The sequence below is a fragment of the Levilactobacillus sp. genome (assembly GCF_022646225.1).
GTDB classification, from domain to species: Bacteria; Bacillota; Bacilli; order Lactobacillales; family Lactobacillaceae; genus Levilactobacillus; species Levilactobacillus suantsaiihabitans.
Genome location: NZ_JALCJA010000004.1, coordinates 38,807 through 65,770, shown reverse-complemented (window position 1 = coordinate 65,770; position 26,964 = coordinate 38,807). Strand labels below are relative to the sequence as shown.

Annotated in this window: 24 protein-coding genes; 10 read left to right on the top strand and 14 right to left on the bottom strand. The window is 53.2% G+C overall.

Annotated features, from left to right (window positions below):
- Positions 1–15: 15 nt before the first annotated feature.
- The 4 genes from pstB to LKH74_RS07220 form a co-directional block, all read right to left on the bottom strand.
- Positions 16–819 carry a phosphate ABC transporter ATP-binding protein PstB gene (gene pstB, locus LKH74_RS07235; protein ID WP_287708099.1) on the bottom strand — a complete coding sequence of 268 codons (804 nt, stop codon included), beginning with the start codon at positions 817–819 and terminating at the stop codon, positions 16–18.
- Positions 820–831: 12 nt separating this feature from the next.
- Entirely contained in the window at positions 832–1,719 is an 888-nt protein-coding gene (pstA, locus tag LKH74_RS07230) for a phosphate ABC transporter permease PstA (RefSeq protein ID WP_135366828.1), read from the bottom strand.
- Positions 1,709–2,662 (bottom strand): phosphate ABC transporter permease subunit PstC, encoded by a 954-nt coding sequence (pstC, locus tag LKH74_RS07225; RefSeq protein ID WP_287708098.1) that lies wholly within the window; start codon positions 2,660–2,662, stop codon positions 1,709–1,711. The genes pstA and pstC overlap by 11 nt, the downstream gene beginning before the upstream one ends.
- 81 nt (positions 2,663–2,743) lie before the next feature.
- Complete coding sequence (locus LKH74_RS07220; protein WP_135366830.1) at positions 2,744–3,637, bottom strand: phosphate ABC transporter substrate-binding protein PstS family protein; 894 nt, start codon at positions 3,635–3,637, stop codon at positions 2,744–2,746.
- A gap of 285 nt (positions 3,638–3,922) precedes the next feature.
- Here LKH74_RS07220 and LKH74_RS07215 point away from each other — a divergent pair, with 285 nt between their 5' ends.
- Positions 3,923–4,273 carry a hypothetical protein gene (locus tag LKH74_RS07215; RefSeq protein ID WP_135366831.1) on the top strand — a complete coding sequence of 117 codons (351 nt, stop codon included), beginning with the start codon at positions 3,923–3,925 and terminating at the stop codon, positions 4,271–4,273.
- A gap of 50 nt (positions 4,274–4,323) precedes the next feature.
- On the opposite strand, the gene LKH74_RS07210 is transcribed toward LKH74_RS07215, so the two are convergent.
- Together LKH74_RS07210 and LKH74_RS07205 are read right to left on the bottom strand one after the other, a co-directional pair.
- Positions 4,324–4,527 (bottom strand): hypothetical protein, encoded by a 204-nt coding sequence (locus LKH74_RS07210; RefSeq protein ID WP_135366832.1) that lies wholly within the window; start codon positions 4,525–4,527, stop codon positions 4,324–4,326.
- 293 nt (positions 4,528–4,820) lie between these two features.
- A complete protein-coding gene (locus tag LKH74_RS07205; RefSeq protein WP_135366833.1) occupies positions 4,821–5,090 on the bottom strand; it encodes a PTS sugar transporter in 270 nt (89 codons plus the stop codon).
- 152 nt (positions 5,091–5,242) lie between these two features.
- Here LKH74_RS07205 and LKH74_RS07200 point away from each other — a divergent pair, with 152 nt between their 5' ends.
- Genes LKH74_RS07200 through LKH74_RS07190 form a run of 3 tightly spaced genes read left to right on the top strand, consistent with a single transcriptional unit; the run spans position 5,243 to position 9,212 of the window.
- Positions 5,243–7,609 (top strand): ATP-dependent DNA helicase, encoded by a 2,367-nt coding sequence (locus tag LKH74_RS07200; protein WP_287708097.1) that lies wholly within the window; start codon positions 5,243–5,245, stop codon positions 7,607–7,609.
- Positions 7,606–8,298 carry a hypothetical protein gene (locus LKH74_RS07195; RefSeq protein WP_287708096.1) on the top strand — a complete coding sequence of 231 codons (693 nt, stop codon included), beginning with the start codon at positions 7,606–7,608 and terminating at the stop codon, positions 8,296–8,298. The genes LKH74_RS07200 and LKH74_RS07195 overlap by 4 nt, the downstream gene beginning before the upstream one ends.
- A complete protein-coding gene (locus tag LKH74_RS07190; RefSeq protein ID WP_287708095.1) occupies positions 8,295–9,212 on the top strand; it encodes a sce7725 family protein in 918 nt (305 codons plus the stop codon). Before LKH74_RS07195 ends, LKH74_RS07190 begins: the two co-directional genes overlap by 4 nt.
- A 584-nt stretch (positions 9,213–9,796) precedes the next feature.
- On the opposite strand, the gene LKH74_RS07185 is transcribed toward LKH74_RS07190, so the two are convergent.
- The gene (locus tag LKH74_RS07185) at positions 9,797–10,837 is read right to left on the bottom strand and encodes a lactonase family protein (protein WP_287708094.1); all 1,041 of its coding nucleotides are present in this window, start codon (positions 10,835–10,837) and stop codon (positions 9,797–9,799) included.
- A 139-nt stretch (positions 10,838–10,976) separates the two neighbouring features.
- Here LKH74_RS07185 and LKH74_RS07180 point away from each other — a divergent pair, with 139 nt between their 5' ends.
- Complete coding sequence (locus tag LKH74_RS07180) at positions 10,977–11,420, top strand: N-acetyltransferase (RefSeq protein ID WP_287708093.1); 444 nt, start codon at positions 10,977–10,979, stop codon at positions 11,418–11,420.
- Positions 11,421–11,835: 415 nt separating this feature from the next.
- On the opposite strand, the gene LKH74_RS07175 is transcribed toward LKH74_RS07180, so the two are convergent.
- The 3 genes from LKH74_RS07175 to LKH74_RS07165 all read right to left on the bottom strand — a co-directional run bounded on the left by LKH74_RS07175 (position 11,836) and on the right by LKH74_RS07165 (position 15,104).
- Complete coding sequence (locus tag LKH74_RS07175) at positions 11,836–13,425, bottom strand: APC family permease (protein WP_135366839.1); 1,590 nt, start codon at positions 13,423–13,425, stop codon at positions 11,836–11,838.
- 267 nt (positions 13,426–13,692) lie between these two features.
- Positions 13,693–14,403, bottom strand: a complete 711-nt coding sequence (locus tag LKH74_RS07170) for a VIT1/CCC1 transporter family protein (protein WP_135366840.1) — start codon at positions 14,401–14,403, stop codon at positions 13,693–13,695.
- A 14-nt stretch (positions 14,404–14,417) separates the two neighbouring features.
- Positions 14,418–15,104: a VIT1/CCC1 transporter family protein gene (locus LKH74_RS07165; protein WP_434737632.1), complete on the bottom strand. Its 687-nt coding sequence runs from the start codon at positions 15,102–15,104 to the stop codon at positions 14,418–14,420.
- Positions 15,105–15,519: 415 nt separating this feature from the next.
- Here LKH74_RS07165 and LKH74_RS07160 point away from each other — a divergent pair, with 415 nt between their 5' ends.
- Together LKH74_RS07160 and LKH74_RS07155 are read left to right on the top strand one after the other, a co-directional pair.
- Positions 15,520–16,020: a Fur family transcriptional regulator gene (locus LKH74_RS07160; protein ID WP_135366842.1), complete on the top strand. Its 501-nt coding sequence runs from the start codon at positions 15,520–15,522 to the stop codon at positions 16,018–16,020.
- A 598-nt stretch (positions 16,021–16,618) separates the two neighbouring features.
- Positions 16,619–17,701 carry a peptidoglycan recognition protein family protein gene (locus tag LKH74_RS07155; protein ID WP_287708091.1) on the top strand — a complete coding sequence of 361 codons (1,083 nt, stop codon included), beginning with the start codon at positions 16,619–16,621 and terminating at the stop codon, positions 17,699–17,701.
- Positions 17,702–18,168: 467 nt separating this feature from the next.
- Here the strand turns inward: LKH74_RS07155 and LKH74_RS07150 are convergent, their stop codons facing one another.
- The 3 genes from LKH74_RS07150 to LKH74_RS07140 all read right to left on the bottom strand — a co-directional run bounded on the left by LKH74_RS07150 (position 18,169) and on the right by LKH74_RS07140 (position 21,072).
- Entirely contained in the window at positions 18,169–18,954 is a 786-nt protein-coding gene (locus LKH74_RS07150; protein WP_287708090.1) for a YibE/F family protein, read from the bottom strand.
- Entirely contained in the window at positions 18,951–20,066 is a 1,116-nt protein-coding gene (locus LKH74_RS07145) for a YibE/F family protein (protein ID WP_287708089.1), read from the bottom strand. The genes LKH74_RS07150 and LKH74_RS07145 overlap by 4 nt, the downstream gene beginning before the upstream one ends.
- Positions 20,067–20,646: 580 nt before the next feature.
- Positions 20,647–21,072, bottom strand: coding sequence for a universal stress protein (locus LKH74_RS07140; RefSeq protein WP_135366846.1), 426 nt, complete (start codon positions 21,070–21,072; stop codon positions 20,647–20,649).
- Positions 21,073–21,325: 253 nt separating this feature from the next.
- Between LKH74_RS07140 and LKH74_RS07135 the strand changes: the two genes are divergently transcribed.
- The 3 genes from LKH74_RS07135 (at position 21,326) to LKH74_RS07125 (ending at position 25,560) form a co-directional block, all read left to right on the top strand.
- A complete protein-coding gene (locus LKH74_RS07135) occupies positions 21,326–22,210 on the top strand; it encodes a hypothetical protein (protein ID WP_287708088.1) in 885 nt (294 codons plus the stop codon).
- 445 nt (positions 22,211–22,655) lie between these two features.
- Positions 22,656–23,159 (top strand): MarR family transcriptional regulator, encoded by a 504-nt coding sequence (locus tag LKH74_RS07130; RefSeq protein ID WP_135366848.1) that lies wholly within the window; start codon positions 22,656–22,658, stop codon positions 23,157–23,159.
- Between the two features lie 484 nt (positions 23,160–23,643).
- A complete protein-coding gene (locus LKH74_RS07125; protein WP_287708289.1) occupies positions 23,644–25,560 on the top strand; it encodes a M13 family metallopeptidase in 1,917 nt (638 codons plus the stop codon).
- 757 nt (positions 25,561–26,317) lie between these two features.
- Here LKH74_RS07125 and LKH74_RS07120 read toward each other — a convergent pair.
- Positions 26,318–26,914 carry a cob(I)yrinic acid a,c-diamide adenosyltransferase gene (locus LKH74_RS07120; RefSeq protein ID WP_287708087.1) on the bottom strand — a complete coding sequence of 199 codons (597 nt, stop codon included), beginning with the start codon at positions 26,912–26,914 and terminating at the stop codon, positions 26,318–26,320.
- Positions 26,915–26,964: the final 50 nt, after the last annotated feature.

The following is a 26,964-nucleotide window of genomic DNA, read 5'->3' as shown; positions in this document are numbered from 1 at the left end:
GACCCACGAACTCCATTAACCGAAGCTCCCGGCGATATAATCTTGCGTGACCGGAATCTGCGGATTGTTAAACATGGTTCCCGTCGACGTGTATTCCATGACGTGCCCCAAGTGGAAAAAGGCACATTGACTGCTGACCCGCGCAGCTTGCTGCATGTTGTGGGTCACGATGATAATCGTATACTTTTTCTGCAGTTCCAACAGGGTCTCTTCCACCTTGACCGTGGAAATGGGATCCAGGGCGCTACAAGGTTCATCCAACAACAGTACATCCGGTTCCATAGCAATCGACCGCGCAATGCACAGCCGTTGTTGTTGCCCACCAGACAGCGACAAGGCACTCTTATCCAGTGAGTCCTTGACTTCATCCCACAGGGCCGCACCCCGCAAGCTCTTTTCCACGCGTTCTTCTAGTTCTGCCTTGTTTTTCAAGCCATTGGCCCGCAACGCGTAGATAATGTTTTCGCGAATCGACTTGGCAAAGGGGTTGGGCCGTTGGAAGACCATCCCAATGTGCCGTCGAATCTCGTAAATGTTAACGGTCGGCTCGTTGATGTCGACCTGGTGATACCAAATCTTACCGGTGACCGTGGCGATACCGTCGTTCATCCGGTTCAGTGACCGCAAGTACGTCGATTTCCCAGAACCAGAAGCCCCAATCAATGCGGTAATCTGATTCTTGGGAAATTCCAAGTTGGCATCGTGCATGGCGTGGTTGGCCCCGTAAAAGACCTGTAAGTTCTCGGTCTTCATGGCCAGTGGCGTATTGTCAGCGAAGGTCTGCACCGCCGTTTTATCAAATGAATATTGTTTTAACATTGCAGTTCCCCCTTACTTGCTGGCCGTAACACGCCGGTAGAGGAAGTTCCCCAGTAACCGGGCGCCCAGGTTGAATAACAATACGGCAATGATCAACACCGCTGAGGCTGCCGCGGACAGTTGGGCGGCGTTGGTGGCCAGCCCTTCCGTGTTCACTTTCCAAATGTGCACCGCCAACGTTTCTGCGGGCCGGAATGGATTGAGCGGACTCGCCGCATCCATCGGGTTCCAATCCGCAAAGTTGGTGACGGGCGCACTTTGCCCCGCCGTGTAGATCAAAGCGGCCGCTTCCCCGAAGACCCGACCGGCACTCAAGACGATCCCGGTCACGATTCCTGGCAATGCCACGGGCAAAATGATGCCGATTTCCGTCTTCCATTTGGATAGCCCTAACGACAGGCCAGCTTCCCGTTGGTTCCGGGACACGGCGCTCAGGGACTCTTCAATGTTCCGCGTTAACAGCGGCAGGTTGAAGAACGTCAGCGCAATGGCCCCGGAAATAACGGAAAAGCCAATCTTGAACTTCACGACAAACAGCAGGAAGCCAAACAACCCAACGACCACGGAAGGCAGTGAGCTCAAGACTTCAATGGCGGAACGAATCAGGCTGGTCCGCCAGTTGTCCTTGGCGTATTCGGCCAAATAGATACCGGCCCCCAAGGAAATGGGAATGGAGATCAACATGGTCAAGACCAACAGATAAAACGAGTTAAACAACTGGACGCCGATCCCGCCGGCGCCACTGAAGGCATCCGTAGTCCCGGTCAAGAAGTTCCAGGTGACGTGAGGCAACCCAGAGATCAGAATGTAAGCCAGCAGGAAGATCAAGATTCCTACCACGGCAGCGACGATTAAGTCAATGATGACCGTCGCTAAAAAATCCGTACGTTTAGCGTTCATGTTTGAGTTGCCCCCTCTTTGCAATCACCCGCACCAGTGCGTTAAAGAATAATGACATCAGTAATAAAATCAACGCCAATGACCACAGCGCGTTGTTCGGTAACGTGCCATCAATGGTGTCCCCAATCCCCGTGGTTAGTTGACTCGTCAGCGTTGAAGCTGGTGAGATCAGGTTCTTGGGCATGATGGCCGCGTTCCCAATGACCATTTGAACGGCCAACGCTTCCCCGAAGGCCCGCGCCATTCCGAAGATGACGGCGGTCAGAATACCGGGTGTAGCGGACCGTAAGATGACCCGAGAGACCGTTTGCCACCGCGTTGCCCCTAAGGCTAATGAGGCTTCCTTGAAGTGACGCGGTACGGCCCGCAGACTATCCACGGTCATGGACGTAATCGTGGGTAAGACCATGACGAACAGCACAAACGTTGCGGAAATAATCCCGAAACCGGAGCCGCCCACGATGCTACGCATGAAGGGCACGACTACGGCTAACCCAATGAACCCGTAAACGACGGATGGAATCCCCACCAGTAATTCAATCACGGGTTGTAGGAGTTTCCGGCCCTTGTTAGGTGAGATTTCGGTCATAAAGATGGCGGTCCCCACGGCAAATGGCGTGGCGACGATGGCGGCGGCAAAGGTCACCGCAAACGACCCGACGATCATGGGTAACGCGCCAATCTTGCCTTGATCCGGCGCCCAGTTGGTCCCGGTCAAAAACTTACCCAGGCTCACGTGGTTTTGCGTGAAGGTGGCGATGCCTTTAGACGTGATGAACCACAGCATGGACGCCACCACCAAGATGATGACCCCAATGCACAGGTAGCTGATACTTTTACCCAGCCAGTCTTCCCGCGTGGCCCGAGTCGCGTGATGCAACCGGGCAGACCAGTCATTGGACTGGGTCTTTTTTTGTTTTAGTTGGAAATTTGTTTGCTCCATGAATTGACTCCCCCTTTAAAAAAAGTGAAGGTGCTGTGTTCGCACCTCCACCCCTGTGACGACGACTATCGCTGCTGACGCTTAGTTTTGGGTAACTGTCCCTTTAGCGTCCTTGGTAACTTTCATATCATGGATACTGATGTAACCCATGTCTTTAACCAAACTGTTTTGAACCGCCTTGGAATCCATGTACTTCAAGAAGGCCGCAGTTGCTTTGTCAGGCGTCCCCTTAGTGTACATGTGTTCGTAAGACCAGATCTTCCACTTGTTGTTTTCAACGTTGTTGTCCGTTGGCGTCACGTTGTCGATGGACACGGCTTGTAACTTGTTCGTGAAGTAAGAGAAGGCCAAGTAGCTGATGGCACCTGGAGTCGTCGCAACGATTTTTTGAACCGCACCGTTAGAATCTTGTTCTTGCGACTTCACAGCAGTGGCACCCTTCAAGACAGCATTTTCAAATGTTGCTCGCGTCCCACTTCCTTGTGCCCGGTTGATGATCACGATCTTTTGGTCTTTCCCACCGACTTCTTTCCAGTTGGTGATCTTCCCGGTAAAGATTTGCTTAACTTGGGCCATCTTCAGGTTCTTGATCCCGGCATCCTTGTTCACAACAGGTGCCATCCCGACAACAGCAACCTTGTGGTCAGTTAATTTGTCAGCCTTGATCCCCGCCTTTTCTTCAGCGAAGATATCCGAGTTCCCGATGGAAACGGCGCCGGCTTGAACTTGGCTCAACCCAGTCCCGGAACCCCCACCTTGAACGGTCAGGTTAACCTTGCTGTTCTTGGCTTGGAAGTTTGCGCCCGCCTTAGCTGCTAAAGGTTGTAAGGCCGTGGAACCCACTGCCGTTACCTTACCAGATAAGGCTTCGCTACTACTGCTCTTGCTGCTCGTTGAACTCGTTGCCTTGCCACAACCAACTAATAATAAACTAATTGCCGCAATCCCCATTGCTAACTTTGATCCCTTATTCATCTCTGTCACTCCATGTCTTTTTAAGATAGTAGAACCACCACAACGTAAGCTAAGATTTAAAAACCTTCCGTGGTGCTCCCCTTAACTTACAACCCTGATTCTACGTGGTGAATATATATTTTCCGTCGCATTCGTGTAAATTTTCGGTAAATTTTGCCAAAATCCTAAAATTAATGAAATTATGCCGATAGTTAAGGGTCAAACACGATTAATTTATTAATAACGTGCGATTAATTGCGTAATATTCCGATAATGGCTAGAATTAAGGGTGAGAGGTGACCAGAAGTGGCAAACAAAAAAGAAAGAGTCGCACGGCACGCCATCATCGTTGATATGAATGACTTTTTGATGGATTACGCCGCTAACAAATTAGGGAAACAACCCAATTTAGCTGAAAAGGTCGCGGCTGCGGCCAAGACCGATCTCAACGGATTAGATGACTTGTTCAAGGACGACGGTGCCGGCCGCCGGACCAAGTATTTGGACCTGGCGGAAGGGTTCTTACACGATGAAGCCGACGCCGATGAAGCCAATGCGCCCCACGACTTTACCGCTGCTAGCAAGGCCTTGGCGCAAGAAGCCATGAGCTACCTCAGTAGCCACCCCAACGAATTCGACCGTTGGGAAGAGGAATAAAAATGTCTATAAAATTAGCGTCGTGACCCCCGGGGGACGGCGCTAATTTTTTATTGCCATTGCCACAGATCTGCCTTCATATTCGTCGCAATGATTTTAGATAAGAGGTCAATAAATTGATCAGGCATATAGCTTGCGGTATCGAACGTCGTGGCTTGATCGTTTATTTTGGTAATTATCAAACCCTGATGTTCCAGGTGCAGGCCATACTTGGGCGCAATCTCACAGAGCCGCGCCACTTGTGCTTCGTCCATACCGATTCCTCCCTCGTCTGCTTTGAGCTTAGCGAATCGGCTGCCGGTCGTCAAGTGGCGGTCAGCTGTGGCACGATTGCCAATGAAAATTGACCAGCTGCCCGTTGGCGCACGTTTCAGCTATGTCAGGGGACGCCAAAAAGCCTGGGGGGTTGCCCCCAGGCGCGTTGAGATTAGCGATTCACCACTTAAGGGCGGAATCGACATTCAGTTATTTTAAGAACCGCCTAATCCAGGCACTAGCGAACGGTCAGGCGACCAGTCCAGGTCCTGTGGCGTAACTTTTTTGCTTGTTAATAACAATACTTATCTTTGGCCAGCTGCTGATGAATGGCGGCCGCCAACTGAGCCTCGTCCGGGCCGTCCGCAACGACCTGAACAAAATCGCCACCATACTGGGAAAGCTGCGCCACTTCCTGGGCTAACCGCGGATTCAGCTCAACGTTTGCGTTGACCCGAATCGTGGCCGTCCCAGAATAGCGCTGGCAAATCCGTTGCAGGGCCGCCCCGTCATCTTGGAGCGTGGGTGTTTCTTGGTATAATGGAAATCCGATTGTCTTCATCTTAATCACCTCTGCATCCTATTGTAAGCGATTACACAACAATTGCCAATCCTTTTAGAACTTTTTCACAAGAAAAATATCTTTCGCGAACACGCGTTCAAACTCGGCGGAAAGTGTGGTATGATATTGCCAGAAATGGAGGCGATGGCCGGATGCCAATCAAATTAGGGGTGCGTGAGCTGGTGGAGTTCACCCTGCGTACCGGTGACCTTAGTGCCACCTCAGGCAGCCAGAACACGGCGCTTCTCGGCGCTCAGATCCACCGTCGCCTGCAAAAACAGCGCGGTGAAAATTACCAAAAGGAATACTACTTAGATAAGGAACTGAACTTAAACGGCGACGACTACCTGCTTCACGGCCGAGCCGATGGCGTGACCCTGACCGAACAGGCTGCCAGCATTGAGGAAATCAAGACGTCGGAAACGGTATTTGACCAGCTCAGTGACAACACACTGACGCTGTATTGGGCCCAGGTTAAGATCTATGCTTACCTATTAATGAACAAAGAAACCGACTTGGACCAGGTCACGTTGACGTTGACCTACTTCCAGACCAACACGGAGACCACAACGCAGACCGACCAAGTCATCACCCGTGCAGAAGCCCAGGACTTCTTTGAGCAAGTCATCACGGAATATGTGACTTGGCTGAAATTTCGGGCGGACCTGCGCGCTCGGCGTGACCCCACTATTCAAGCGCTTAGCTTTCCCTTCGGCGCCTATCGTCCGGGGCAACGCGAGCTGGCCGTCGCCGTGTACAAGACGATTTTAACCAGCAAACGGCTCTTCGCCGAGGCCCCCACCGGTACCGGGAAGACCATCTCCACCCTGTTTCCCAGCATCAAGGCGATTGGCGAAGGCGTGATTCAACGCATTTTTTATTTAACGGCCAAGCAAAGCACACGGCGGGTCGCCGAAGAAGCCGTCAGTCTGATGGCTAGCCAGGGGTTGCGGCTCAAAAGCATCACCTTGACAGCCAAGGACAAGATCATGTTTCCCGAAGAAGCCGACCTGACACCCGAGGAGAACCCCTACATGTTGGGATACTACGACCGCTTGAAGCCGGCGTTGCTGGACTTAATTCAACATAACGACCAACTCACCCGCCCAGTCATCGAAGACTATGCGCGCAAACACACCCTGGACCCGTTTGAATTTCAACTGGATGCCAGCCTTTTTTGTGACGTCATTATTGGCGACTACAACTACCTGTTCGACCCGCAAGTCCACCTGCAACGATTCTTTGCAACCGAGGACCCCGATAATTTCTTCTTGATCGACGAGGCCCACAACCTGGTCAGCCGCTCGCGCGATATGTATTCGGCCGCCATCACCAGTCGGCCGCTGGACCACCTGATCGACACCAGCCGCGACGCCCCTCAGGCCACGCCCAAGTTGCGTCGGCGCCTGCAAGATCTGCGGGCTACCTTCAGCGACGTGGCCCAGCCCATGCTGGCGGACGGGGCCACCGACAAGACCTTCTTGTTGCCGCCAGAAAATTTCGACCACGACCTCGGCCGCTTGGTCGAAGCCATTCACGACTGGTTAGTCGACCAGCCGCAGACGCCCTTTACCCAGGCCGTTTTGGACTACTACTTCACGGCCATCAGCTACCAGCGCATCGGCGAGTACTTCGACGACACCTACCGCATGCGCCTGGAGGTCGCGGACGGCGACATCACGCTCAAGGAGCTGTGCTTAGACCCCAGCGCGTTTTTGGCCGACAGCCTGGCGTTGGGCCACGGCGCCGTGCTTTTTTCCGCGACCCTGTCACCCATGGCTTACTACCAAACGGTGTTGGGCGGTGACCAGGACAGCCTGGCCTATCAACTGGACTCGCCGTTTGAACCCGAGCACCAAGCCATCCTGGTAACGACCTACATTCAAACCACCTACAAGCAGCGGGACGCCAACCTGGCCAAGATCTTACTTGCCATCAAGACGTTGGTCGATGGCAAGACCGGCAATTACCTGATCTTCTTGCCGTCCTACAGCTACCTGCTCAACGTCAGTCAAGCCTTTCACCTGGCCTATCCACACATCAAGACCGTCAGTCAGGAAGCCAAAATGACCGAGGCCGACCGGTCGGCGTTTCTCGCCAACTTTACCGCCGATCCCAGTGAAACACTGGTGGGCTTTGCCATTCTCGGTGGCATCTTCTCCGAAGGCATCGACCTCAAGGCGGACCGGCTGATTGGCGTGGGTATCGTGAGCGTCGGCCTGCCCGGCATCAATCCGGAAACGGACCTGTTGCGCGACTACTTCGACGAGCAGTCCCATCGCGGCTTTGCCTTCGCCTACCAGATTCCCGGGTTAAACAACGTCTTTCAGGCTGCCGGCCGGCTGATTCGCGGATCCCAGGATGTCGGCATCATTTTACTGATGGACCAGCGTTTCGCCAGTCCTCGCTACACCGACCTGTATCCGCGGCACTGGCAACATTTCCGCCGACTCTACCGCCCCGAACAATTGTCGCAAGCCGTGCACAACTTTTGGCATCAGGAGGTTTCGCAACCATGAAAACCAAATTAACCTTGGCCCTGGAGGCCACGCTCTACGCTTATTGCCGCGAGGCCGGGGCCTTTGCCGTCGAGGAGGTCACCATGCCCGATGACCAGGGCATCGTCGACACGCTCAGCTACCAAGAATTGCCGGACAAATCCATCGAATGGCGCTGCTACGAGCTGAAGGTCACCAAGAGTGACTTTCACTCCAAGGCCAAGCTGTCCTTCATCGGCCACTACAACTACTTCGTCTTGCCGCTCAAGCTCTATCAAGAAGTCGCGGACGAAATCCCGGCGAAGATCGGCGTGCTGATCTACCGGCCGTTTGACCCCGCCCTGTTAGCCACCGCCACAGAAGCCCCCAACACACCGGGGTATTTGACCGTGGCCCGGCCGCCGCGTCGCCAAGACTTACAGGTCCCCGCATCCGAATTGACCACCCGCTTCATCGCCTCGCAGGCCTGCGAAGTCGGCAAGGCCAAGCAGATGGCCACCGGGTTAAAACAGTACAGCACTGAACGGTTGTACCAAGAATTGAAGAAGCGCCATCAACATTATGATATTTATGATCCGGACGCCAACTTCTACGACCAGTTCATCGAAGACACCCATTCGACGGCGGTTACGGCTCTCCAAAGTGAAGTCGACGCGCTGAACCTCGAACGCCATCAGCTTCAGCAACAGGTAAAGGAGTTGCGCTCATGATTTATTTCCCCTATTTTCGGGGACGCCAGTACGATTTGTTGGCGCTGAAAAATATTGCGCAACAACACGTGCTCCCACCCAATATCATCCCCATCATCGAACCCGTCCGCGACATTCGGGCCCTGCCGCAAACCGTGGCGGCCTTTGTTGAGCACGACCAACCCCTCGTGGTCATCGCCAATCCGACTGTCAGCGATTACGCTCTGACCCAACAAAAGCTTTATGATTGGCGGCCCTACGCGACTAACCCGCACCTCATCGTGGGCCACGTTTTGACACCCACCACGATTCCGGAGCACTTAACGGCCGCACCGAACCACCGCACCCTACTGGTAGCCCGTCAATACGACGAACTGGTCGCCGCTGATCAGGCCGGCTGGCTGACGGCGCCGACCTACCTGCTGGTACCGCCCGAGGCCCGGATTCGCCAGCTGCTCGACCGCCCCAGCGTGAGTCTCTTTGATCATGCCTGGGTTCCCGAACACGACCGCAGCTACGCCGATATCGTCGACGGTTTCTTCAGCGACGACTGGGCGATGGCGGCTCTCGACGGCTATCAAGGCATCAGTGACTACACCATTGGCGGCGCGCATTACAGCGAGCACGGCTACCCCGCCCGCGCCGTCACGCTGCACTTGACCTACTTTGCCGGTGACCAGCTACGGATTCACCGCTTCGTATCCGACGACCGCACCGACTTTCGCCACCCCAAGGAAAAGTTCTTCCAGGCCGTGGCCAAATTGGCGCAGTGGTTGCCCAAACAAACAGTCGCCGTCCAAACCCCCGCCGCGCAAACGTTAGCCGCCTATCATGAGCAACACCATTTTCCCGGTCTGGGCGTAGTCAAACGGCTGAGCCTGGAACACCATTTGCAGATCATGGCCGCTTATTTTAAGGCGCATTACCCGGTTTAATCTGCTGGAATTTCTGGCATTAGGATTAGCTGTTGGACGCTTCGTAGTCGGGGCTGGCCGCCTACCGTCCGCCAAATATGGGTTGGAACGCTGGGGCGGACGGGCCGAGCCAAAGTACGGTCTCGGCGCCTCGCTTTGAGCCGAAGCCCACGTCTCAAAGACGCCAGTTGTCTAAGCGGCATAAACCGCGCCGCTAAGGCAACTCCCACGGCTGAACCCATATTTGGCGGACTCTCGGCTACAAAAGCGCCAATCAATATTAACGGCTTAACCCTTGGTAGCAATTGACTCATCAACTAATTTTTAGCCAGTACAGTATCACTAATAAACACTAACTTGGTAGGAGCAGCCAGGGATAGTCCCTTTGGATTCGGCGGAGGTTCTACCTCAGGCTAAGGGTGTTCACCCATAACCGGCCTACTCCAGACGGACGCCAGCTTCTGAATTCACTAATTTTAGTAGACACCCCACTGTTGTTCCAGGAATTAGACACATCACTGCTATTTTTAAACTTTTACCGACCCGTACAGAAAAATACCGCAGTCAGCAAGTTTACTGACTGCGGTATTTTAATCTCATACAAATTAAGCGGGTAAGACGCTGACGCCTTCTGGGACCATGAAGTCCTTTTGAACCATCGTCAACTTACCACTGTCTGCGTCGCGCTTGTACAGCGTGGCGTTATCCGAGTTTTGGTTGACCACGACGACCAGGCTTTGATCAGCGGTCCAATTGAAGTCCCGTGGGAAGTCACCTTCCGTGGAGATTCGTTGTACCAGCGTCAATTTGCCAGCGTCGTCACTGGCAAAGACGGCCAGGGAGTTATTGCCCCGGTTGGAAACGTACACGAACCGACCGTCGCTACTCAACCGAATGGCTGCGGCACCGTTGTGGGTCGTCCAGTCGGCGGGAATCGTCGATGTGATTTCCTTCACAGCAAATTGACCGGTGGCTGGGTCGTAACTCAAGGTGGCCACGTTACTGCTCAGTTCGCCAACCAGGTAGGCAACGCCCTTCTGATCATCAAAGACAATGTGCCGCGGGCCGTAACCGGCGGGCATTTCTAATTGACTAACTGGGGACAGCTTGCCTGCAGCGGACACGTCGTAGACATACACTCTGTCGGAGCCCAAGTCGCAGACGACTAACCGGTTGTCCGGTGTCAGGTCAGCAAAGTGAGGATGCGGACCATCTGCTTGTTCGGGTGCGGGCCCGACTGGATCTGAATCCACGACCTTGTCCGTTTCCGTCAACGTCCCATCTTCAGCGATTGCGTAAACCGTGACTGCGGCCGTGTGGTAATTGGCCGTGTAGACCAGTTGCCGAGCCTCATCAACTGAAACGTAGGCTGGTGACGAACCGGGATCCAAGACCTGTTGGATGGCCCGTGGCTTGTCTTCAGAAACGTCATAGATGATCAACCCGCCGTGGGTCTCGCCATCCGTTTCCTTCTTGTTGATGACGTATAAGCGTTTGGCTGCGGCCTTGGCAATGTAGGTTGGGCTTCCAGCTGAAGCTAACCATTCACAATCCATGAGCTTAGGTGCTGCGGTGTCCACGCTGATCCGGTAGATCCCGCGACTAATGCGCTTGGTATAAGTTCCAATGTAAAAATCTTCCGTCATGTGTGCTGCCCCTTTCAACTAGTTACTATCACTTCTAAGTATAGCACAGCTCGTGGGCAAACACCGAGGAAGTCACTGGTAGAAATCCGTAAAGACCGGTACAATGGAGTAAAATCACTTTTGAAAGGACCCACTACCCATGTCTAGTTTTGAAGGGTATCATCCCCTACTGACCCCCCTCTTTCGCTTCGATTGGTTGACGCAATTCAACCTGAAAAATGTCGCCGACCTGACTGGCAACGACCTCGGTGTCACCGCCGATTGGGTCAACACCACCATGCACGATACCATGAACCGGACTGCGCTGACCTGGGGCATCGAACGCCGCCGCGTCCACAAGCTGGTCGCCTGGGGCGGTTTTTCCGAACTGAACCTGACCAAACACACCGGCCAGATCGGCTTTGCAGGCAAACGCCTTCCTGCCAGCGAGCAACAAGAAATCGTCGACCGCCTGGTACACTTCGGCCACGAGGAACTTCAGCTCACGGAACTGACGCTCACCGACGCGGGTAAATTGGACCCCGCCGTCTTGGCCGCAGCCGGTTTCCAGCCACACGCCGACACTTGGCGGTGGCGCGCTTAGACTGGTGGTTAGTGGTCAAAACGATACCGCTATTATCGACGTTTTCCTTTAATTAATACCTACCTCAGGATGCCCGTCCAATCGCGAGCATCCTTTTTCGTCTACCTAACTGTTCGGCACCCAAACTAATCTATCCTCATAAAACAACACCTTATTTTCAGATGGCAGGTCAATTCTCCTTAGCCTGAATGACCAACTTTCGCAGACGTCAGCGGCACTGGATTCCGTGTGCCCCAACCTCAAATGGCCGAAACGTGCGCCAGCAGGCAGCCGGTTCCGCTTAAAACTGGTAACCAAACAATCCAGGATCGGGATTATTCAGTTACCGCCTTAATGCTCGCCAGCTAACCGCCTTCTGCCCCACTCTCAACAAAAAAGGGCCGCCCATCTGGACGACCCTCGGTGAGCGACGGCGCTAGTCCTCGCTCACCCGTTGATTTAATTCTTCTGCAATCCCGAAAGACTCGCTGTAGTAGGCATCGCGCACGCCCAGGTAGTAACAAGCCAGGCTACCGGCCGCTACCAAGACAAAGTCTAGGGGATAAGCCACCCAGCCGGCCCCGCCGAAATCGTGGCTACCCGCCAAAGACATCAGCGTGAGCCAGACCATTTCTAACAACAACCACCGACTGCCGCGCAAACTGGCACGTAAGGCACGCCAGCCCGCGGGTCGACGGACTTCGTAGTACACGTAAAACACCAGACCCAGGGCAATCACGCCAAAGACTTCAATGGTCGTGGGCCATTTTGCCCAATAGATCGCCAGGCTGGCCAAGACGTAGGCCAACGGCGCCCAGCCACGCAGGCCGTGTAACCGAAACGGCCGCGCAAACTGAGGGGCTTGGTGGCGCAAGGCGGCCACGGTGACCGGTCCCGTCAAGTACGCAATCAGCGTCGACGTTGAGATCACGTTGGACAAGGCACTCCAATTCCGAAAGCCCGCCACTAAGACCACGCCCAACAACATGTTGACGACCATGGCCCGCCGCGGCGTTTGGTACTTGCGGTTGACCTCACCTAACCGCGTCGGCATGTGCTTGGTCCCGGTCATGGCAGCTAAGGCCCGACTGGTCGTGGCGACAAAGGAGACTCCAGTCCCAAACGGCGACACGAAGGCGTCCAAGTACAGCAGCGTCGACAGCCAGCCCAGATTCAACAGGATGGCTAGATCGGCGAACGGTGACTGGAAGTTGATGCCTTGCCAGCCGTGAACCAGCTGCGATGCCGGCACCGCGCCAATGAAGGCCACCTGCAAGAGCGTGTAGATGACCGTGCTAATGCCAAAGGCAATCACAATGCCCCAGAGAATGTTGCGCTCCGGGTGGTCGATTTCGTTGCCCATGTTGATGGTCGTCTGAAAGGCGTTGTACGAGAAGATAATTCCCGCCGCGGTCGTTGCCGAAAAGATTGACGCGCTACCACCGGGCATGAAGCCGGCCGTTTGGCTAAAGTTGTGAACATCAAAGCCGGTCCAGATCAACACGATGATGGTCAACGTTGGAATCAACAATTTAAAAATCGAAATAAAACTGGTAAACCGCGTCAGCAATTTAACCGACCAAAAGTTCAATAAAGTAAAGGCGAGAATGAACAGGAACACCACGAGCAACCCCTGATTGGTAATGTTGCCATGACTGATAAATCCGCGTGTCCAGTTTGCCCAGGCCCAGGGCCACGACGCCATGTACTGCACGGCGGCCACGGCTTCAATGGGGATAATGGTTAAGAGTGACAACCAATTGGACCATCCCGCCACGAATCCCAGTAGCGGGCCATGGGAGAAGGCGGCGTACTGACTCATCCCGCCGCTCGTGGGAAACATCGTCCCCAACTCGATATAATTCAAAGCAATCAGGCCAATGACGACGGCCCCTAAAATCCATGATAAAACTGCGGCTGGACCAGCGATTTGGGCTGCCATTCCGGCCCCAAATAACCACCCCGAGCCAATGATGGCACTCAGCGTTAGCATGACCAGAGAGAATAAACTCATCTTGCGCTTCAAGCCAAATTCCTCACTTTCAAAAAATAGTCCGTCAACTCAGACACTTGGAAAATCCTTTCCAACATCTACGCCTCAACCTTAGGCCGAAACGGGGACCAAAAAGGCAGCCGGCTGTGCTTAAAGCTGACAGCCCAACCATCCTCACCAGGATCATTCGGTCATCATCCTTAATACTCGCCGGCTACCTGAGTCCACTCTTAGTCAACGTGTTCGATACATTGTACACTTGCTATCTGGCAATGGCATAAGAAAGTGGAAATAATCTGCTTAGAAGAATTGCCCAACGTAATAGTGAATAAACATGGTAATAATGCCGACAATCAGGTTGCGGACAATGGCCGTCTTGACCAGGCCGTGGCCTAATTTTGCACTCAGAAACCCGGTCAAGGTCACGGACAACAGGACCGCCACGATGGTTGCGGGCCACTGCGTCGCGGCTGGAAACAGCGTCATGGCTGCCAGCGGGAAGATGCCCCCTAAAGAAGCCGCGAACAGTGAAGAAAAGGCGGCGTCCCAGGGATTCATGTAGTGGCCGAGTTGAATATCTTCCTTGACGTTAACGACCGTGCCCAAGGCATCCTTGGCCATCAAATCCTTGGCGATAGCCAGAGACGTTTCGGCGGACACCCCGCGGTCCTCGTAGAATCGTTGGACGGCCGCCTGCTGGTCGGCGTAGTTGCTCTTCAACAGCCGCGCTTCTTTTTCGACAGCAGCTCTTTCGGTATCCTTTTGCGTGCTGACGGAGGCGTATTCACCGGACGCCATGGAAAACGCGCAGGCCAACAGGTCGGACAAGCCGGCGATGAAGATCGTAAATTGATTGGTCGTCGCCGCGGCGACACTGAACAGCACCCCAACAACGGTCAAAATCCCATCGTTGGACCCGAGCACGCCGGCTCGCAACGTATTGAGCTTCTCATCCATTGTTTGGTGTTGCTTAGTTTTTTTATGCGTACGTAATTCTTGATTTGCTACCATTTATACTGCCTCCCCTAGGCGAATAACCGCCCGATGCCGTAAGTGACTAGCATCGTTAAAATTCCCGCAATCACATTGCGAACCGTGCCGTTCCGCCGATTGGCATTGCCCAAGATGGCCGCCACGTAACCGGTGATCGATAAGGCAATCACCACAGCGACGAACGTCCCGGCAATCCGCCAGTTCTTCGGCATCAGACTGATGGAAACCAGCGGTAAGATGGACCCAGTTGGAAACGAGATCATCGACGCAATCGCCGCTGAAAATGGATTGGTATACTCCCCCACGTTGAAGCCGAAGCGCTCACGCACCGTGGTCTTCAGCGGATCTTTGGTCATCATTTCATGGGTGGCTTGTTCCGCCAATTCTGGCTTGATGCCACTGGCTACGTACTTGTCGCGCACAAATCCGTATTCCGTTTCGTAGTCGCTATCCAACGCATTGGTCTGTGTCTGAATCGCCTTGCGTTGGGCGTCCTTTTGCGTATTGACCGACACGTATTCCCCCATGGCCATCGAGACCGTCCCGGCAATCATGCCGGCGATCCCGGAAATAAAGATGGCATAGCTGCTGGTCGCGGCCCCTGCCACCCCAACAACGATGCCGGCCACCGACAAGATACCGTCGTTGGCGCCCATGACACTCGCCCGTAATACGTTGATCCGTTGCGCCAAGGTTGCTGGCTTCTTAATTCTCTTCATCAATATCCGCCCCCAGATAAGTTTTGTGACATCCTTTTTTATTCTAACACTGTTCGAAATAAAAGTTTGGGTTAACTAATAATTTTAGCTAATTTAGAATCATTCTTATCTGTCACTAGACCCATTGTAAGCATCTTGCCTTGAAAAGTAAACTCTTATTTCGACTTTTTGGCAATTAATTGCGATTGATTCTAAATAAGTCGTTTTACTGGAACTCTTGGCTAGATGTGGTTTAATAGAGTCAGACTAGAGTCATTCTTAAAAAACATTTTCCCTAACCACTAGAATATGCGTATAATGGTCAAGTCGCTTCTATTCGATAAGTGATACCAGCGACTCCATTACCACCTAAACCAAAATTTTGCTTCACTATTCTTATTGACAATAACACCTTTAATTAGAGGAGGGATTTATCTTGGCTGGTCAGCAGCAACTTCTTACTCACGCCTTACAAACGTTAAAAGACCACCACGTCCGGGTGACACCCCAACGGCAGACGATTCTGACCTATTTGGTGACGCACCACAACCACCCTTCGGTCGATACGATTTTTAACGCGCTCGCCGTTGAGGCGCCCAACCTCAGCATGGCCACGATTTACAACACCTTGAATCTCTTCGTCGACCTGGGCATCGTGATTGAACTGCCCAACGACAACGGCGGGATTCGCTACGACTTCTACGGACGACCGCACTATCACGTTATCTGTGAAAATTGCGGTAAAATCACGGACGTCTTTACGCCGGAATTTTCTAAGATTGAAAATGAACTGAATGAACAGGCCAGTGCACAGACCGGCTACCTGGTCACCAGCAATCACGTTGAGGTCTACGGCCTGTGTCCGGAGTGCCAACAAAAGCTCCACATCGACCCAGACCGGCAAAAATGGGCGCAAGAAGCCAACGACCGTCTATAACCTTCCGCCTACCGTTCGCCCAATATGGGTTGGAACGCTGGGGCGGACGGGCCGAGCCAAAGGACGGTCTCGGCACCTCGCTTTGAGCCGAAGTTCGCGTCTCAAATGGCCTCATGGCCGAAACGTGCGCCAACAGGCAACTGGTTCTGCTTAACACTGCTAGGCAGTTAACTGCCTGTCGTCACACTCTTTTTTCAGCCAGCTATTCTAAATAAGTGCCAACCGGGTGGTCAGGGCCGTGGTCTTGACCCCTTTTTTCGTGCGGCCGTGGTTGGAGAAATTTTACTGAACCGTTACCAAACCAGCGGCTGGTTCCTTTCACAATTGTTTTCATAAAAAAGCCGCTCAGCCCCGCCATGGCAATGTTACAGCCACATTACAGGTGTCGCTAACTTTTAATCTATTTGCAAACACACCGAACAAAGGCCGCGGCTATCGTTATTAGCATCGTAATATTGGCCATGAAGCCCCGTCTGGCGCTTGTCGTGGCCACTGATAATGTATATAGTTGATAACGGATATTAATCGAAGACGACTGAGCAATCGGGTTTTCCCGGTTGTCGTAAAAATGACTAGAAAGATATGAGGGATGATCAGGGTGAAATTGCACAAAGTATTATTAACGGCATTGGCGACGTTGAGCGCTGCTGGAATCTTAGGACTGACCACGACTAACGCTTCGGCCGCGTCCAAGGTCAACAGTTACATTGACAGTCAAAACATCAAACCAGCTAAGATAACCAAGTCCATTTGGAGTGGTTTTCCAAAGAACAAGTACCGGCACGGCAAAGGCAAGCCTGAAGGTGTCGTCGTTCACGAAACGGCCAACCCCTCCTCGACTATTTATAACGAAATTGCTTACATGAAGCGCAACTACAACAACGCCTTCGTGCACAGCTTCGTCGATGGTTCCCGGATCATCAACATTGCCAACACCGATTACCTGGCTTGGGGCGTTGGTTTCCCCGGCAACGCGCGCTTCGTTCAATTCGAACAAGTCGAAGTCCACAGTAAGTCCGCATTTGCCCACGAAATCGCTAACGCTGCCTGGTACACGGCTTACCTGTTAAACGAATACAACTTGAAGCCTAACGACGCCGCTTACGACGGTAAGGGGACGGTTTGGTCTCATGGTTCAGTCTCCAAACATTTAGGTGGCTCCACGCATACCGACCCTGTTGGTTACTACGCCAGTGCTGGGAGCAAGTACTTTGGTCAAAAGTACACGATGTCCATGTTCTACACGATGGTCAAGAAGTACTACAAGGCCATGAACGTCAAGCACACCAAGCTGGTCTCAGCTAAGTACACGTCCGTGAACAAACAAGCAACGTTGAGCAAAAATTACAAGAAGTACTACCTGTACAACCACCTGAAGGGTGCCAACAAGAACGCCAAGCGGCAAAGTTGGTCCAAGATTTCGCCTAAGGTTGGCAAGACTTACTACATCGACATGGTTGGTAAGAAGAGCACGGGCCAGACTTGGTACCGTATCAAGCCTTCTAAGAACACCAAGAGCAAGACGCGTTACTGGGTCTACTCCAAGAACCTGTCTGGCGTGAAGAACGTGCCAACGACTAGCGCCAGTTCTAGTTCTGCCAGTTCTAGCAGCGTCGCCACCGCAGCGGCATCCAGTGCCAGCGGCAGCACCACTGAAACCAGCAGTGCTAGCAGTAACTAACTTATAACTATGTGAAACGACCATTCCGGTTCCCCCGGGGTGGTCGTTTTTTTGCCTGCTACTCAGTGACAGCGTGCAGATGGCCGCCAAATCTGAGAGAACGCTGGGACAGACGGTCGTCATGCCAGTGCCTCTCGCCGAGCACCCTACCGTAGCCTAAAAATTTCGTACAACTTTACAGATAAAAAGGCGTAGACCTACGAACAAACTTGGTCTACGCCTGAATCTTTTAAATTGGTGAAACTAGGCATCTACGTCAGTCAGGATTCCCACAAGTTAACGCTTATCAGCGACACCCTGCTAATCGGGGAATCAGTTAACAAGTCAAATGTGACAAAGGGCTAAACCAATTGTGGTTGGCAAGCACTCCAGTAACCGAGAGTCCACCGCGTTCCAACCCATATTTGGCGGACGGTAGGCGGCCAGCACAAACTCCGTTCTAACGAACGACTGGCAGATAAGCACCGCTATTTGTCCGCAGAGATCCGCTTAGCCGCGCGCTTGCGTTGGCCGGCGACGGCCCGCGTCATGACCCAGGTCGTGATGGGCACGGTCAGAATCACGCTGACCATGGCGAAGAGAATCATGAGAATCTCCGATACAAATATTTTATCGTTTAAGATTTCACCCACTGAGTAATGCACACCGGTAAACCAAATGAACAGCGCCAGGAAGCCCCCGAAGAAACCAAAGAACAAGGTATTAAAGGTCGTCCCGATGATTTGCTTGCCCACGGTGATACCATCCCCCAACAAGCTCCTTAACGGGACCTGCGGGTGCTGCTCAAGGATTTCACTGAGACCCGCGGCAATCGCCATGGCGGCCTCAGCAATCGCCCCCAGCGTGCTTAAAATGGCCGTAGCGGTGGTCACCTGAACGAACTTGACACCGACTAGCACCGACAAGCCCTCCAGGTCCTCGCTGTCCTCGGGACCGAAGCCCTGAACCAGCGCCCAGTGCTCGACCGGGACGATCAACAGGACCAAGACCACCAACACTACCGCCGAGGCGATGAAGGCCACCGTACTGGAGAGGTCGTCGCCACTGCTCATGAAGATGGTCAACGCCAAGACTAGCAGCCCGACCACTAACGTCACGATCAGCGGTGGAAATTGAAAGGCCACCAAGACGATGGCTAAGAACAAGAGCCCAAAGTTGAGCAGCAATGCCAGAAACGACTGGGCCCCGGCTTTGCCCCCCACCAGCACCATCAAGACCAATAAGACGAGTCCTAACACAGTAATCGTACTCATGCGCGCACCTTCTTTTCCATAAAGCGACTGGCCAAGAAACTGGCCAATGGGACCGCCAGCACGATGCCAATGCCACTGATGAGACTTTGGACGACCCCCATCGACATGTTCATCGAGAAGGTGTAGCCCCAACTATTGCCGTTTTTCAGATACAGCATTGCCATGGGAAAGGTGTCCGCCACGAAGATGAAGAACAGCACGTTGATCAGCGGGCCCATGATCGTACTGCCGATTTGGCGGCCGGACTTGAACACCTGCGCGGCTGAGAGTTCGGGCCGCTCACGTTTCAACGCAAACAGCGACGAGATGATGTCGGTCGACTCGTCCATGACCGCCCCCAGCGACCCCAACAAGGTCTCCGCCAAGAACAACGGCCGCGGCAATTGGGTGACGTACTGCATGGATTCGTAGTACATCCCCCGTTCATGGGTGAAATGAAAGACGATGAGCCCCACGACGATTGCGACGGCCGTGCCACCCAGCGTCGTGGCCAAGGTGATCAGCATTTGCCGATTGGCGCCCAACACTAACCACAGTGTCAGCGCCGCAAAGACCACGGCCAGGCTCCCGAAGATCCACAAGACCTGGGCGCCTTGCGTGGAACCGTTGAGCAGGATGGCTATTAAGAAGAGGACGCCGTTGGCCGCCACGCTCAAAAAGGCCATGAAGCCGCTGAATTGCATGATCAATAAGAGCAACCCCACGACCAGCCAGATCATGAAGACCAGCGGCGTGTCGCGTTTCAAATCCTTGGCCGAAGCCGTCAGGTGATCGTCCTGATGATCATGGACCACCACGAAGAGTTGGCTGCCCACCCGGTAGCGCTGATCCATGGCGCCCGACCGCGAATACGTGTTGGTGATTGTCAAATGGCGGCCGCGATATTGGCCGTTTAAAATCTGCCCGTGCAGCGTCTGCTTGGTCTGGACATCGGTGTTGTGAAAATCATCGGTCTCCTTGCTGCTGGTCCCCGTGGTGACTTGGGTTACGCGCATGATGGGGTCACGGTACAACGCCGCGTCATGTTGGGTCCCCCAGACCAGCAGGCCCCCAATCAACAGTGTCACCAACCAGGCGAGCACCCGACCCCGGTTTGTCTTTAAAAATTGCATGTCCCCGTCCCTTTCTTCCCATTTTGCAAACACGCATCCAATATACCACTTTCTGACAGGTCGATTCCCTATCACCAAAAATTTTAACAAAATCACAGGAACCCGCGGACTGTCAACCCTTCTGACCCTAAATAATTGTGAAAGTCCCGGGAAAGCCTTGCATTTTGGCCTAAAAACCAGTACACTTACAGTCGATTGTTATTTTAATTAAGCGAGGGTTTTTACAATGAGAAAAGCACATCCAAATGGCGTACAAGGCCGCCGGAAGGTTAACCGTAAAAAGGACCGGAAGCGCCGCGACGAAATTTCAGACTTACAACGTTGGTTAAAGAACAAGAAGTAAGCTGAAACGCCAATACCATGAAACGCACTGACACTTGTCGGTGCGTTTTGTTTTGCCTTAAAATCAGTGTATCAAAAAAGGACTGCCTTGAGTTCCTGCAGTCCCGGATAATAGCTATTTAATTTAGGCCCAGCTGTTAACTGCTGATGTACCTGCAATGTAGCGCCGGTAGTCGATGGGTCGCTCAGCACCACCCGAACTAACGGATGGGTCGTTAACGAACGGTCAGGCAGATGCTTAATCCACGACCAAGACGCTGGTTTCGGAGTTGTGGACGACGTAACTGGTGGTAGAGCCCATGATGGCGCGGCCGAGTCCGTGTACCCCGGAGCGGCCAATCACCGTCAGCGACGTGTGCAAGTCAGCTGGCAACGTCTTGGCAATCGTCGGCTTAGGTAACCCCACTTGGAATCTGGTTTCCACGGGAACGCCTTGCGCCTCAACCTCTTTGACCGCACTATCCAAGAATTTGCTAGCGGCATCCTTGAAATGCGTCACGATTTCGCTACCGAATTCCGCGCCGTAGTGGGCATAGGTCTGATCACTGGCGACGGAAACGATGAACAATTTAGACCCCAGCTCCTTGGCTAACTTAGTGGCCTCAAGCAGTGCTGCGTGCGCGTTTTTACTACCATCCATTGGTACTAAGATCCGTTCATACATAATATCCCGTCCTTCCTATAGTAAACCATCCATGTGGTATCGTTTTCCACAACTTCATCATAACAATTCTGGCCAGTCCCGGGAAGTCTTTTGCTTGATTTATCACGAGATTTTTAGGCTTCCTGGCGAAATGTTAGCCAATTCTCATAGTCCCCCTCAACGAATTGGGGACTCAGATTTTGTTCCTACAAAATACCCCAGATTGTGGTAAGATGGGTCAAGTAAAATTAATCACTGAGGGATGGATATCAATATGAAGAAAATTCTGTTGGGCGCCCTGGGTCTGCTTGCCTTGACCCTTGCCGGCTGCTCGAACAACGCACTCACGACGAACAAGACCAGCTACCACCCAACGGCTATGACCGCGGTGATTAAAGGCAGTGCCAAAACGAAGACGGTGGCCTACCGCATCAACGGTGGCACCACCCACCACGTCAAGACCGATGGCGGAACCTACTTCTTCCAGGTCCCGGCCGCAACGAAAACTCAGACGGTCAAATTAACCGCCGGCAAGGCCACCAAGACGGTCACGGTCAAACCAGTCACGGCCTTGGCGACTTATAAGACCTTTGCGGCCAAATACAACCAGATGGTGATTGCTAGTCATTTGCCAACCAAGGTCCAAAAACAACTGCAACAGGCCCAAAAGACCCAAGCGGCTACGAAAAAGAAGCTAGCCGCACTGGCCAAGACGGACCCGACGGCTGCCGCAGCGGCGGCGCAGCAACAACAGGCGGCTGCTAAAAAACTGCAAGCGCAAATGGCCACAGCTAAAAAGCAGGCCAAAGACGACCTCTTCCCCACTACGACAAAAGACGGTTTGAAGAACCTGGTCGACACCCAGGACGTGACCGTTCGTGGCAACGTTCAGGACGGCAAGCTGATGGGCTTGTCCCTCATCGTTCCCACCAAGCAAATGAAGACCAAGGCCGGTCAAAAGGCCTTTGGGACCACCTTCGCCTTGCTGGGCACCACGTTAAAGGCCAAGCCGAAAGTCGTCATCAACAAGTTTGAAAAGGTCTTGAAGGACGCCAAGAAGAACAGCACCTCTACCAATACCAAGACAATTCGGTCTAACGGGATTCGCTTCAACACGGGCTTCTCCACGGACCATTTGTACATCTACATGACTAAGTAACCCTTGTTGCTGCGAAGTAGTAGGAACTGGCCGCCTACAGCTCGCCAAATATGGGTTGGAACGCGGTGGGACGGGCCGAGCCTGCAAGACGGTCTCGGCACCTCGCTTTGAGCCGAAGTTCACGTCTCAAAGACGCCAACTCTATTGACAACTTGTAAATCAAATCACTATTCACTAATCCAAACGAGACACGGCATTTCGCCGGTCTCGTTTTTTTGACGATTCAGATGCCCAACTAACACCTTTAGTTGTCGTAAATTCACTTACTTTTTTGCGTCTGAATACAAGCTGACTTATCTTATCCACTGTCTTCAAGCGCAATTATTTTCATCCCCACTCGTCAGGCCGCATAATAACGGTATGCTGAGTTAGTGAAGATGAGCCGTGATTTCCCAAGCCAACTTTGCTAAGGCGGCAACATTCGTTTTTCTAGGGGGAGTTTTTTATGCAAAACGAAGAAAGAGTATTTGAGACGTTTCTTCGGCAGTATCGCGAAATTTTTCGGGTGCTGATCAACGCGGCTGAACAAATTACCAGTCAGTATTCGGTGAGCTTCGAACAATATTTGTTGTTAAAACAAATTCATGAACAACGTAATATTACGTTAAGTGAACTGGCTGATTCAACCCGGACGACCCGTTCCGCTGCGGCTCGTAAGTTGCGGGCACTGTTACTGGACGGATTCGTGGAACAAGAGGCAAAGATGGACGACCGGCGGGTCAAGTACCTGCGGCTGACCACCAAGGGGGCCAACGTGGAACACGATATCCGGCAAGCCTTTCTGCAAAGCGCCACTACCTGGGAGGAAATTCCGTCCAACTTGAGTGGCAAGGACATCAATGAATTCTTCACGCAATATCAACAAAATATTGCGATTTGGGACCGGACACGGCCGAAGTTCCGTCGGCCAGTACTCCGGGCCAAGAAAAAGACTGCTGGCAACCATTGAAGATTCAGTGGCCGCACACGAATACCCAAGAGCGTGCGCCAAAAGGCGATTAGTCGGCGAGCATTAAGGCTGCTAACCGACTAATCCCGGTGTTGGATTGTTTGGTTAGCAGTTTTAAGCGGAACCGGCTGCCTTTTGGCGCACGTTTCAGCTATGTAAAGGGTGACACGAACGAGTCTGGGAGGTTTTGTCCAGGCTCGTTTGTTTTACCCCGGGTGACCTGTGGTGACTTGTCCGCGACGTGGGGTGAACTGGCCGCCTTGCCGTTACGCGACATTCAGGTTGGCACGCTGGGGCAGGACGGCTCAAGGTTACTCCCCTTCAACCCGTGATTTACCGCCCAATTGACCACTTTATGAGAATTTCGTGATAAAACAGTTTTCTTTTCGCGTTGAAAGGGTTAACCTGTTGATAACAAATAGTTTTTAAGGAGGATTCTTGTATGCGACTTGATAATTATTCGTCTAACCAAACACTCCCAACCATGGCGAGCGGCTTTCCGGTGGACACCGACCGACTGACCGATGACCTCTACGAAGCCGTCAACGGCAAGTGGGCCGAGCAAGCCACCATTCCAGGTGATCACTCCTCGACTGGGGGCTTCATGGACCTGGTTGACAACATCGAACACACCTTGATGGCCGACTTTGACGACCTGTTGGCGGGCAAACCCACCCCGGGTAACGCCGAAATGGGCGAGTTCAAAAAGCTCTACACGTTGGCCTTGAACTTTGACCAACGCGAAGAAAACGGCGTGGCTCCACTGAAGCCTTACCTGGAGAAGATTGAAGGCCTCCGTGACTTTGCTGACCTGAACGCCCACCTGACGGAATGGTTCCTGACGGGCTTATCCACGCCGGTCACCATCAGTGTGGACCCGGACATGAAGGACACCGACCACTACGCCCTGTACCTGGACGCGCCTAGCCTGATCTTGCCTGACAAGACCTACTACGCCAAGGATAATCCGGCGGCTAAGCAACTCCTGCCGATCTTCACCACGACTGCCGAAAAGCTCTTACAACTCTGTGGCTACAGTGCCGACCGTGCCCAGACCATCGTGGCCCAAGCCAAGGCCTTCGATGCCCAAATTGCGCCTCACGTCAAGTCCGCTGAAGAATCCGCCGACTACGTTAAGATGTACAACCCATTCCCACTGGCCGACGTCGATGCCAAGACGACGCAACTAGATCTGACTGGTGCCATCAAGGGCCTGATCCACGACGCCCCTGCGCAAGTCATCCTGCCACAGCCAACCTACTTTGACGCCTTAGACAGCCTGTTGACTCCAGACAACTTTGAAAATCTCAAGAGTTGGATGCTGGTCAACACCGTCTTCGATGGCACCGGCGCATTGACCGAAGAATTCCGTCAAGTCGGTGGCACCTATCGTCGTGCCCTGTCCGGCCAAAAGGAAGCCCGTTCCCAAAAGAAGGCGGCCTACTACCTGGCAACCGGCACCTTTGGGCAAGTGGTCGGTGACTACTACGGCCGCAAGTACTTTGGTGAAAAGGCCAAGGCTGACGTGCGCGACATGGTCCTGAAGATGACGGCCGTTTACCAACGCCGCTTGAAGACCAACACCTGGTTGAGCGCCGCTACACGGGAAAAGGCCATCGTCAAGCTGCAAAAACTGACCATCAAGGTGGGCTACCCCGACGAAATCGACCCACTCTACCAGCAATTCAAGATCGATGACCACGCCTCATTATTTGAAAACCTGCAACACATTTCTGAAATTGCCATCAAGCACCACTTCAGTCGTTGGGGCCAACCCGTCGACCGCAAGCGTTGGGACATGAGCGCCAACACGGTCAACGCCTACTACTCCCCTGACAACAACGAAATCGTCTTCCCGGCGGCCATCCTGCAAAAGCCATTTTACAGTTTGGACCAGTCCAGCAGTGCCAACTACGGGGGAATCGGAGCCGTTATTGCCCACGAAATCTCTCACGCCTTTGACAACAACGGGTCGCAATTCGATGAGTTCGGGAACATCAACAACTGGTGGACCGACACCGATCTGGCCCACTTCAAGGATCTGGCTCAGGCCATGATCGACGAGTTTGATGGCATCGACTTTGCCGGCCAAAAGGTCAATGGGAAGCTGACCGTTTCCGAAAATATCGCCGATGCCGGTGGATTGAGCTGCGCCTTAGAGGCCGCTAAGTCCGCTAGTGAAATCGACCTGAAAGCCTTCTTCATCAACTGGGCCAACGTTTGGCGGATGAAGGCCACCACGGAATACATGCAACTGTTACTGTCGATCGACGTTCACGCACCGGCCAAACTGCGGGCCAACGTGCAAGTCAAGAACCTCGACGACTTCTACACGACCTTTGACGTCAAGCCAACGGACAAGATGTACCTGGCGCCTGACAAACGGGTCAAGATCTGGTAATCCACTGCGATTGCTAAAAAATAAGGAGCCTGGGATAAAACCTCCCAGGCTCCTTTCGCTTTACCTTCACATATCTAAAGGTGAAAGACGAAAATCAGCTGAAACTACTGTTAGCATGCGATTCATGGCGTTAAAAATAGTCGTTTACAGCTACATGATGCGAACTGGTCGCCTACCGTTCGCCAAATATGGGTTGGAACGCTGGGGCGGACGGGTCGAGCCAAAGGACGGTCTCGACGCCTCGCTTTGAGCCGAAGTTCACGTCTCAAAGACGCCAGTTGTCTAAGCGCCATGAACCGCGCCGCTAAGGCAACTCCCACGGCTGAACCCATATTTGGCGAACTCTCGGCTACGGTAGTGCTTACCAGTAACGGTCGTCTTAACCCTAGATAGTAGCCGTATTGACAACTAGTTTTTAATGAACACAGTGTTACTGATAGCCGTCAACCTTGCCGGAGGCAGTCAGGGTGGAGCCAGCTGTGTCGGCGGTGTTGGCTGAGGTTTTTTCTCAGCCTACAGCGCGGGACGACTTGAGAGACTGGCCGGTTTTGCCAGGCTTTCAAGCGAACCGGAAGACCGCTTCTCAGGCTGGAGGTGTTCCCCAGAGCAGGCGGAACCCTGACTGACGCAGGCGCCTGCTTTCGCCAATTTTAGATATCGGAACACCGTCGTTACAGCAATCAGCGCGTTAATTTTACTTGCAACCTTCAGTTACATAGCTGAGACGTGCGCCAAAAAGAGCCGCGCCCGGTCCTGCTTAATCCTTCGCTTGCTTCTCCGCTCTCGCCGCGCGTCGGGCAGCCAAGGCCGCCTTCTGTTCGGCCTTGGCCTTGTTGCTAGGCACCTCTTGATAGCCGTCCAAATGGTTGACGTAGCGGGCCATCGCAAATAAATAATCTGATAAGCGGTTCAGGTACTTCAGGATGGCCGGTTCCAGCGGTTGTTCCAAGTTCAACGCCACCGCCGAACGTTCCGCACGCCGGGCCACCGTTCGCGCGTATTGGAGCTGGGCGCCCGCCGTGGAGCCGCCGGGCAAGATGAATTCAGTCAGCTCTGGCGTATTGGCCATGAAATAGTCCACCCGTTCCTCTAAGTGGGTGGTGTCGGCCAATGTGATCTCTTGATGGCGCTTCACGCTGATGTCGGCCTCCAGCATGTAGAGCTTGCGCTGAACCTCGCTCAGTTCGTCGACCAGGTCCGGATGGGCACTCAGGCTAGCGACCACGACGCCCAGGTAGGATTGGAACTCGTCAATATCGCCCAAGGTCACGATCTGAGCATCGGTCTTGGAGACCATCTTGCCGCTGACTTGCTTGGTCATGCCTTGATCGCCGACCCGTGTATAAATTTTCATAATTTCGTTGCCACCTTCGTTAAATGATTTCGCTTACACTTTGATAATAC